This window comes from Nocardia sp. NPDC058497 (assembly GCF_042720195.1).
GTDB lineage: Bacteria > Actinomycetota > Actinomycetes > Mycobacteriales > Mycobacteriaceae > Nocardia.
Window position 1 is genome coordinate 1 of record NZ_JBHXMY010000327.1, and the last position, 6,797, is coordinate 6,797.

The following is a 6,797-nucleotide window of genomic DNA, read 5'->3' on the forward strand; positions in this document are numbered from 1 at the left end:
GCGCGGGGTCTCCGGTAGCGGACGAGTCGACCCGGGAAGAGTTACCAGGCAGTAGCCGACACCGATTCCGGCACCTGCCGATCGACCGAAGGGTCCTGGACGCGTGTGTTCCCCGCTTCGATCCATTCAGTGTCGAGCACGCCGTGGCGCGAGCGGTCGGTGCCGCGCACCGCGATCTCGCACCGGCGAGCCAGATCGCGGCGGTCGAGTCCGGGATACTCGAGCGGCTCGAGCACGATCTCGGCGATCATGCCCTTGCTGCGCAGCACCCGCTTGGCCGAGTCGGCGAAGGTGTCCTCGCCGACGAAACCGGGCACAGTGCACGGCACGCCGTGCCGGTCGAGATAGCGCAGCCGGACCGGCTGCACCGGGGTCGTCGTCTCGATCGCGGCCTGGAACATGGCGGGCCGCATCGAGCCGTAGGCGCGGCCGCACCAGGTGGTGCCCTCCGGGAAGACGGCGATCCGGTTGCCCTCGGCGAGCCGTCGCGCGACCTGGCCGACCACGCCCGGCAGTTCACGCAGCCGCGCCCGCTCGATCGGGATCACCCGGGTGAGCCGCGCGAGCTTGCCCAGCACCGGCCATTCGACCATGTCGGCCCTGGCGACGAAGCCGACCGGCTGCACCGCGGCCAGCGAAACCACGTCGGCCCAGCCGATGTGGCCGGTTACGACCATCACGGCGGTGCCGGGATCGGCGAACCCGGCCGTCGACGCTTGTTCGGCCGGACGGTTGTCGACGATGCGCAGCCGCATCCCCAGACAACCGAGCGCGGCACGGGCGTAGCGGCGCTGCAGGTTCTCGCGCCGCGATTTCGGGGTCGCCACGGTCAGCACCGGGAAGGTGAGCACGAGTCCGACCACGCCGGCCAGCCGGGCGAGGACTCTGGCGGTACCGACCTCGTCGGTCGGTTCGATGCAGCGAGACCCACAGGGGCTCGACGGCATCCACGAGTGCGAGTGTGTGGCGGGCGGCGCGTCGAACACCATGGCGGTTACTTCCCGTCGAAATTGGCGGCCGCGCTCTGCAGCCGCTCCAGATACCGGGTGTTGATGGTTTCCATGCCGAGCAGGGCGACGAAGTCGGCGACCGCGAAGTCGGGGTCGTGCGCCGGTTCGCCGCAGATCTCGGCACCCAGGCGCAGGTATCCGCGTAACAGCGGCGGCAGCTTGGGACGGCTCGGCGGGGTCAGCTCGTCGAGGGACAGTCCGTCGACGACGACCGGGCGGTACGGGTGCACCCGGCGTTCGGGGTCGCAGGCGTGGCGGCCCAGCAGCATGTCGCGCACGCCGCGCACGTTCACACCGGCCGGGTCGACGGGGCTGTCCTGCATCGGCACAGAGACGCAGCCCATCACCCAGTCGTAGCCGGTGAGTTGGATGTAGTGCAGGATGCCCGCCCACATCAGGGTGAGCACCGAGCCGTTGCGGTGGTCGGGCACCACGCAGGCCCGGCCCATCTCGACGATCCGGTGACCGGTCGGGTCGAGCTGGGTGAGATCGAATTCGGTCGCCGTGTAGTACCCGCCCGCGGCACTCACCTTGTCCGGCGGCAACATCCGATAGCAGCCGACGAACTGCTCGGTGAACTCGTCCTGGACCAGCAGGTGGTCGCAGTGCTCGTCGAACCGGTCGGCGTCGAGGCCGGTCCCGTTGTCGGGCATCTGGAACCCGGGTTCGGAGGCGAAGACCTGGAATCGGAGCCGCTGGGCGGCTTCCCTGTGCTCGGCATCGGACGCGACGACCAGAGAGTACCGAGACTTCCCCACCCCGGAGTCCGGCGCCGGCGCGGTCAACACGGACGAAATTGTCATACCGCTGATGAAGCCAGTCCGAGCTGGCATCGGGGCGACACATCGGTGTCGTGTCGATGCCCGTTCGGTGAACGAGACTGCCCTCACACCGCGCGTTCACCGATGCGCTGCTTATCGTTCGCCCACCTGCGGGTTTCTAGCCGAAGAGTCCGGTTTCGGGGCCGAATCGGGCCTGCGAGATCCGCCGTGGCGGTCCGCTTTCCGATGGCCCGAAAAGCGATCGGCCCGCCGTCGAACAGCGGGCCGATCACGGTGTCAGGCCGATCGTGCCGGTTCGGTGCGCTCGACCTCGTCGAAGCCGGGACGGGCGGTGCCGATGAAGGCGACCAGCCACGACGCGACCGCGGCGAAGCGGTTGCGGAAGCCGACCAGATACATCAGGTGCACGGCCAGCCACATTCCCCAGGCGATGGTGCCGCGGAAGGTGATGCGGTCGTTGAGCTTCACGACGGCGCTGAAGCGGCTGATCACCGCCATGCTGCCCTTGTCCCAGTAGACGAACGGCGTGCCCGCGTCCTTCTTGCGCCGGATGATGTCGGCGGCGTGGCGGCCCTCCTGCATGGCGACCGGCGACTGGCCGGGGTAGCCGTTGAGCGAGGTCATGTCGCCGATGGCGTAGATGTCGGCGTGGCCGCCGACGGTCAGATCCGGGTTGATCAGCAGCCTGCCCGCGCGGTCGGTCTCGGCGCCGGTGGCCTCGGCCAGCAGCGCCGCGAACCCGCCCGCCTGCACACCGGCCGACCACACCACGGTCTCGGCGGCGATGCCGCGTTCGATGCCCTCGGCGTCCTTGACCGTCACCTTGCCCTCGTCGATATCGGTGACGAAGGTGCCGAGCAGCACCTCGACGCCGCTGTCGGTCAGCGAGCGCTTCGCGTACTCCGAGAGCCCGCCGCCGAACGGGGGCAGCACCGCGTTCGCGCCCTCGACCAGGGTCACCGAGACCTCCTGGTGGAAGTGCCGCTTGGCGAGCTCCTTGATCTGGCCCGCCACCTCGACGCCGGTCGCGCCGGCGCCGACGACGACGAAGCTGAGCAGCCTGCGCCGGGTCGCCTCGTCGGCGTTCTCGGCCGCGGCGAAGACCGAGGCGATCTGGTCGCGCAGGCGCTGGGCGTCGTCGATGGTCTTGAGTGAGAAGGTCTTGTCGGCGAAGTCGTCGCGGCCGAAGTAGCTCTGGCTGGCGCCGGTCGCGGCGATCAGCGAGCCGTAGCTGATCTGACGGGTACCCTCGGCGGTCTCGTAGGTGAGGACGGCGGCGTCGGCATCGATACCGGTCACCTTGCCGAGCCGGACGTCGGCTTCGGGGTGGCGGCGCAGTACGTTCTTGATCGGCGGGGCGATCTCCTCCGGCGCGAGCACCCCGGTCGCCACCTGGTAGAGCAGCGGCTGGAACAGATGCTCGGGCGTGCTCGAGATCAGGACGTAGTTGATTCGTGACTTGCTCAGTTGCTTGGCAGCGGCGAGTCCGCCGAAGCCCGAACCGACGATGACGACATCCGTGTGTTCCATGATCGCGCGCTCCAAGATCGGTAATGATTCCTTTCATATGAGTAAACGCGATGCGGAACGCATATGTTTCCCGTGTTTGGGCGCATACTGAAGATGACTCTTATCTGCATAACTAATAAATAGGAGGTACCTGGTGGAACTTCGCCAGTTGGCGTACTTCGTGGCGGTGTGCGAGGAGCTCAGTTTCAGCCGCGCCGCGAGCCGCTGCTTCATCTCCCAATCCGCGATCAGCCACCAGATCGCGAGACTCGAACGTGACCTGGGCGCACAGCTGTTCGAGCGCACGACCCGCGCCGTCGTCCCCACCGACGCGACCCTTCGCCTGCTGCCGCTGGCCAAGCAGATGCTGAGCCTGGAGTCGGCGATCCGCGCCGCCGTGCGCACCACCGGCCCGCGCATCCGCCTGGCCGCCAACATGTCCTTCGCGGCCCGCTCGCTCTCGGCCATCGCCGCCGCCCGCGCCGCCCACCCCGACGCCGAGATCGAGTACGTCATCAAGCCGTTCCGGCAGCGGATCACGGCCGTGGCCGATGGTGACTGCGATCTGGCGCTGATCCGCGGCAGTGTGGATCAGCCGGGGCTGGCGGTGGAACAGTTGTGGGTCGAGGATCTGGTGATCGCGATCTCCAGCAGTCATCCGCTGGCGGGCAAGGGCGTCGTCACCCTCGCCGACCTCAGCCCCTACCCCCTGCTGCTCCCACCCGAACAGGAACAGGTCCTCCTACACACCCTCATCCGCTCGGCCTTCGCTGATCTCCCCGTCGGCCCCACCTTCGGCCCCCCGATCCCCCCGGACCACACCGCCACCATGGAACTGCTCAACCGCCCCGAATCCTGGACCGTCCTCTACGAAGGTCCCACCAAGGGCCTGCTCACCCTCGACCTCACCGACCACCGCCTCCGCATCCCGGTGTCGGCGGTGCTGCGGGAGGACGCGCGTCAGAATCCGATCGTGAACACGCTGCTGGACGCGTTGCACCGGCGGTAGCGCAGTGGTCGGTGCCGTTCTGAACCAGCGCGTGGGACGGCAGTGAGGTGCCGACGGCTGGACGCTCATGCCTTCGCAGGGCGACGCCTCGATGGTGGGCAGGCACCCGGGGGCGGCTAGCCGGCGGGCGAGACCGCCAAGGCGTGCGCGACGGCCAGGTGCAGCGGCAATGTCTCGGTGTCTTCGTCCTCGACCGACCAGATGATCTCCTCGATCGCGCGCAGGAAGGCCCAGCCGTGCGCGCGGTCGGCCGGGATGCCGAGGTCACGTGCCGTCGCGGCGACGACGGCACGCGCGTGCTCGGGTGTCGGCGCGGACTGCACCTGGATCATGATCAGGAAGCCCGCATCGAAGGCGGCCTCCCCCAGGTAGGGCTTCGGATCTATCAGGAGCCACGGTTCGCGTTCGGCGGCAACGATATTACCGAGGTGGGTGTCTCGATTCACGACGAGCAGTGGGCCCGCCGGGACGGCGAGGCGCGCGCACCAAGCCAGTGCCTGCTCGCGCAGATCTTCCGGAAGCACCTCGGCGAGTATGGGTTCCGGCTGCTGGAGCTGTGACATCCACTGCTCGACCATGTCGGTCGCTGTCGGCAGTGCCGGATAGTCCTCAGGAACGCCAACCGGCTCCCGCCGCAACCGGCGAAGTAGCTTGCACGCCAGGCGGACCCGGTCCGCGTTCTCCGGCCTGCCCTCCAGACTCGGAAACCCCGGCTGGTCGAGCAGCGGCTCCCCCGGCCGCGCCCACTCCATCAGCATCGCGCCACTGTCGGCATCGAACCGGTACAGCGTCACGGCCCCGTCCCCGCCGTAGCAGTACAACCCGGTCGCCTCCGCGATGTTCTCCTCGTCGACCATCGGCACCTTGAGCACCGCCACCGACCCGTCCCCGCGCCGCACCGGCGCGACGAACGCATGCGTCCCGCCCTCGAACGCGGGGCCGATCACCATCAACTCCCAAGCCCCACACAGCTTTTCCACCAGCCCGGGCAGGTCGTCGAGCCACCGCTCCCCCTCGGCCCCGAACACCTCCCGCACCGTCTCCTCGACCTCCGGCGGCACCTCGATCGGCATAGTCGTCACGCACCCACCCTGCCACGCATCGTGAAACCTGCTCGACAGCCCGTACCCGGCCTGGAATCCTGCCCAGATGACCGAGACGCCGCTCCCCGAAGTCCCCGCCGGTTACGAGGTCTCCGCCGAGACCGCCCGCATCGACGCCGCGCGGGTACACACCTGGCTGTCCACCGACTCGTACTGGGCCATGGGCAGAACCCGCGAGCTGCAGGACCGCGCGATCGCCGAATCACTCAACTTCGGTGTGTACGACAGCGTCTCGGGCGAGCAGATCGCCTACGCCCGGGTGGTCACCGACCGGGCCACTTTCGCCTGGCTGTGCGATGTGTACGTGGATCACGCGGTGCGCGGCAAAGGCGTCGGCGTCGCCTTGATCGCCGCGGTCCGCGACCACCTGGCCCCGTACGGCCTGCGCCGCGTCATGCTCGCCACCCACAACGCCCACCCCCTGTACGAGAAGTTCGGCTTCGAACCCCTCACCGACCCCGAGAAGTGGATGGTCCTCGGCGGCCCGGTGAACACCCCCGACAACCTCTAGCCGATCCGGCGGCGGCACCTCGATCGGCACGGTCACAGCGTATCGCCGAGTCGGTTGCCGATCAGAATGCCAGTGCTGCCCAGTCGATCTCGATGGCGAAGGGGTATGGGAACGAGATGCCGGTCGCGGAGTCGGGTGCCCACTGGCCCGCCAGGAGGTAGTTGGCGTGGCGCAGCGGACGCACGCCCGGCGGGAGCTCGGCATGACCGATCTCGAGGATGTAGACGCGAAGCGCTGCGATGCCGGTGAGATCCTGTGTCAGTTCGACTTCCCAGTACGACGGAATGCCCGCACCCGCGTAGCGGGCCTTCTTCGCTTCCATCTCGGACGGGGTATTCGACGGCGACAGGACTTCGCCCACCAGTACCGTGTCGGCGGCGCGGACGTCGGCGCCCGGCGGCAGGCAACGGTGCACGAGGAAGTCCGGAGTGACGAAATCGGACTTACCGGTGTTGCCGAAGAAGACATTCGTCTCGAGATTTCCTCGCCAGCAGCGTTCGGGGTGCGACAACCTGTCGTCGCTGGAACAACGCCTGATTTCCTGCGCTAGCAGCAATGTCGCCAATTGATGTTCGCCCGGCCCGCGGCGCATCCACACGACTCGCCCGTTCCACAACTCGATCTGGGCGGCGATCTCCTCGGGTAGCTTCTCCAGCTCTTCCCAGGTCATCGACTCGGGCAGGTCAGGACGGTCGACGCTCGGCGTGGCCATTCACCCATGCTACGCAGCGGCTACGACATCTCTCGCGAGACGCAAGCGGGGGGGGCGCCCCCCCCCCCCCCCCGCCCCCGCGGGCGCGCGGCCCCCCCCCGGAAAGCAGGGGTGGGTAGGCAGAGCCAGGGCACGGGCAGGGAGAGAGACAGAAAAAAAAC

7 protein-coding genes are annotated in these 6,797 nt (G+C 68.4%); 2 read left to right on the forward strand and 5 right to left on the reverse strand.

Annotated elements, in window-relative coordinates:
* Positions 1-41 precede the first annotated feature (41 nt).
* The 3 genes from ACFWPJ_RS20720 to ACFWPJ_RS20730 all read right to left on the reverse strand — a co-directional run bounded on the left by ACFWPJ_RS20720 (position 42) and on the right by ACFWPJ_RS20730 (position 3,322).
* Positions 42-989 (reverse strand): lysophospholipid acyltransferase family protein, encoded by a 948-nt coding sequence (locus ACFWPJ_RS20720; RefSeq protein ID WP_378853671.1) that lies wholly within the window; start codon positions 987-989, stop codon positions 42-44.
* A 5-nt stretch (positions 990-994) separates the two neighbouring features.
* The gene (locus ACFWPJ_RS20725) at positions 995-1,813 is read right to left on the reverse strand and encodes a GNAT family N-acetyltransferase (RefSeq protein WP_378853672.1); all 819 of its coding nucleotides are present in this window, start codon (positions 1,811-1,813) and stop codon (positions 995-997) included.
* 255 nt (positions 1,814-2,068) lie between these two features.
* Positions 2,069-3,322, reverse strand: coding sequence for an NAD(P)/FAD-dependent oxidoreductase (locus ACFWPJ_RS20730; protein WP_378853673.1), 1,254 nt, complete (start codon positions 3,320-3,322; stop codon positions 2,069-2,071).
* Between the two features lie 133 nt (positions 3,323-3,455).
* Here ACFWPJ_RS20730 and ACFWPJ_RS20735 point away from each other — a divergent pair, with 133 nt between their 5' ends.
* Positions 3,456-4,310 carry a LysR family transcriptional regulator gene (locus tag ACFWPJ_RS20735; RefSeq protein ID WP_189027249.1) on the forward strand — a complete coding sequence of 285 codons (855 nt, stop codon included), beginning with the start codon at positions 3,456-3,458 and terminating at the stop codon, positions 4,308-4,310.
* Positions 4,311-4,426: 116 nt separating this feature from the next.
* On the opposite strand, the gene ACFWPJ_RS20740 is transcribed toward ACFWPJ_RS20735, so the two are convergent.
* Positions 4,427-5,383: an aminoglycoside phosphotransferase family protein gene (locus ACFWPJ_RS20740; RefSeq protein ID WP_378853678.1), complete on the reverse strand. Its 957-nt coding sequence runs from the start codon at positions 5,381-5,383 to the stop codon at positions 4,427-4,429.
* 76 nt (positions 5,384-5,459) lie between these two features.
* Here ACFWPJ_RS20740 and ACFWPJ_RS20745 point away from each other — a divergent pair, with 76 nt between their 5' ends.
* Complete coding sequence (locus ACFWPJ_RS20745; RefSeq protein ID WP_378853674.1) at positions 5,460-5,924, forward strand: GNAT family N-acetyltransferase; 465 nt, start codon at positions 5,460-5,462, stop codon at positions 5,922-5,924.
* Positions 5,925-5,985: 61 nt separating this feature from the next.
* Here the strand turns inward: ACFWPJ_RS20745 and ACFWPJ_RS20750 are convergent, their stop codons facing one another.
* A complete protein-coding gene (locus ACFWPJ_RS20750) occupies positions 5,986-6,636 on the reverse strand; it encodes a Uma2 family endonuclease (protein WP_378853676.1) in 651 nt (216 codons plus the stop codon).
* Positions 6,637-6,797 lie beyond the last annotated feature (161 nt).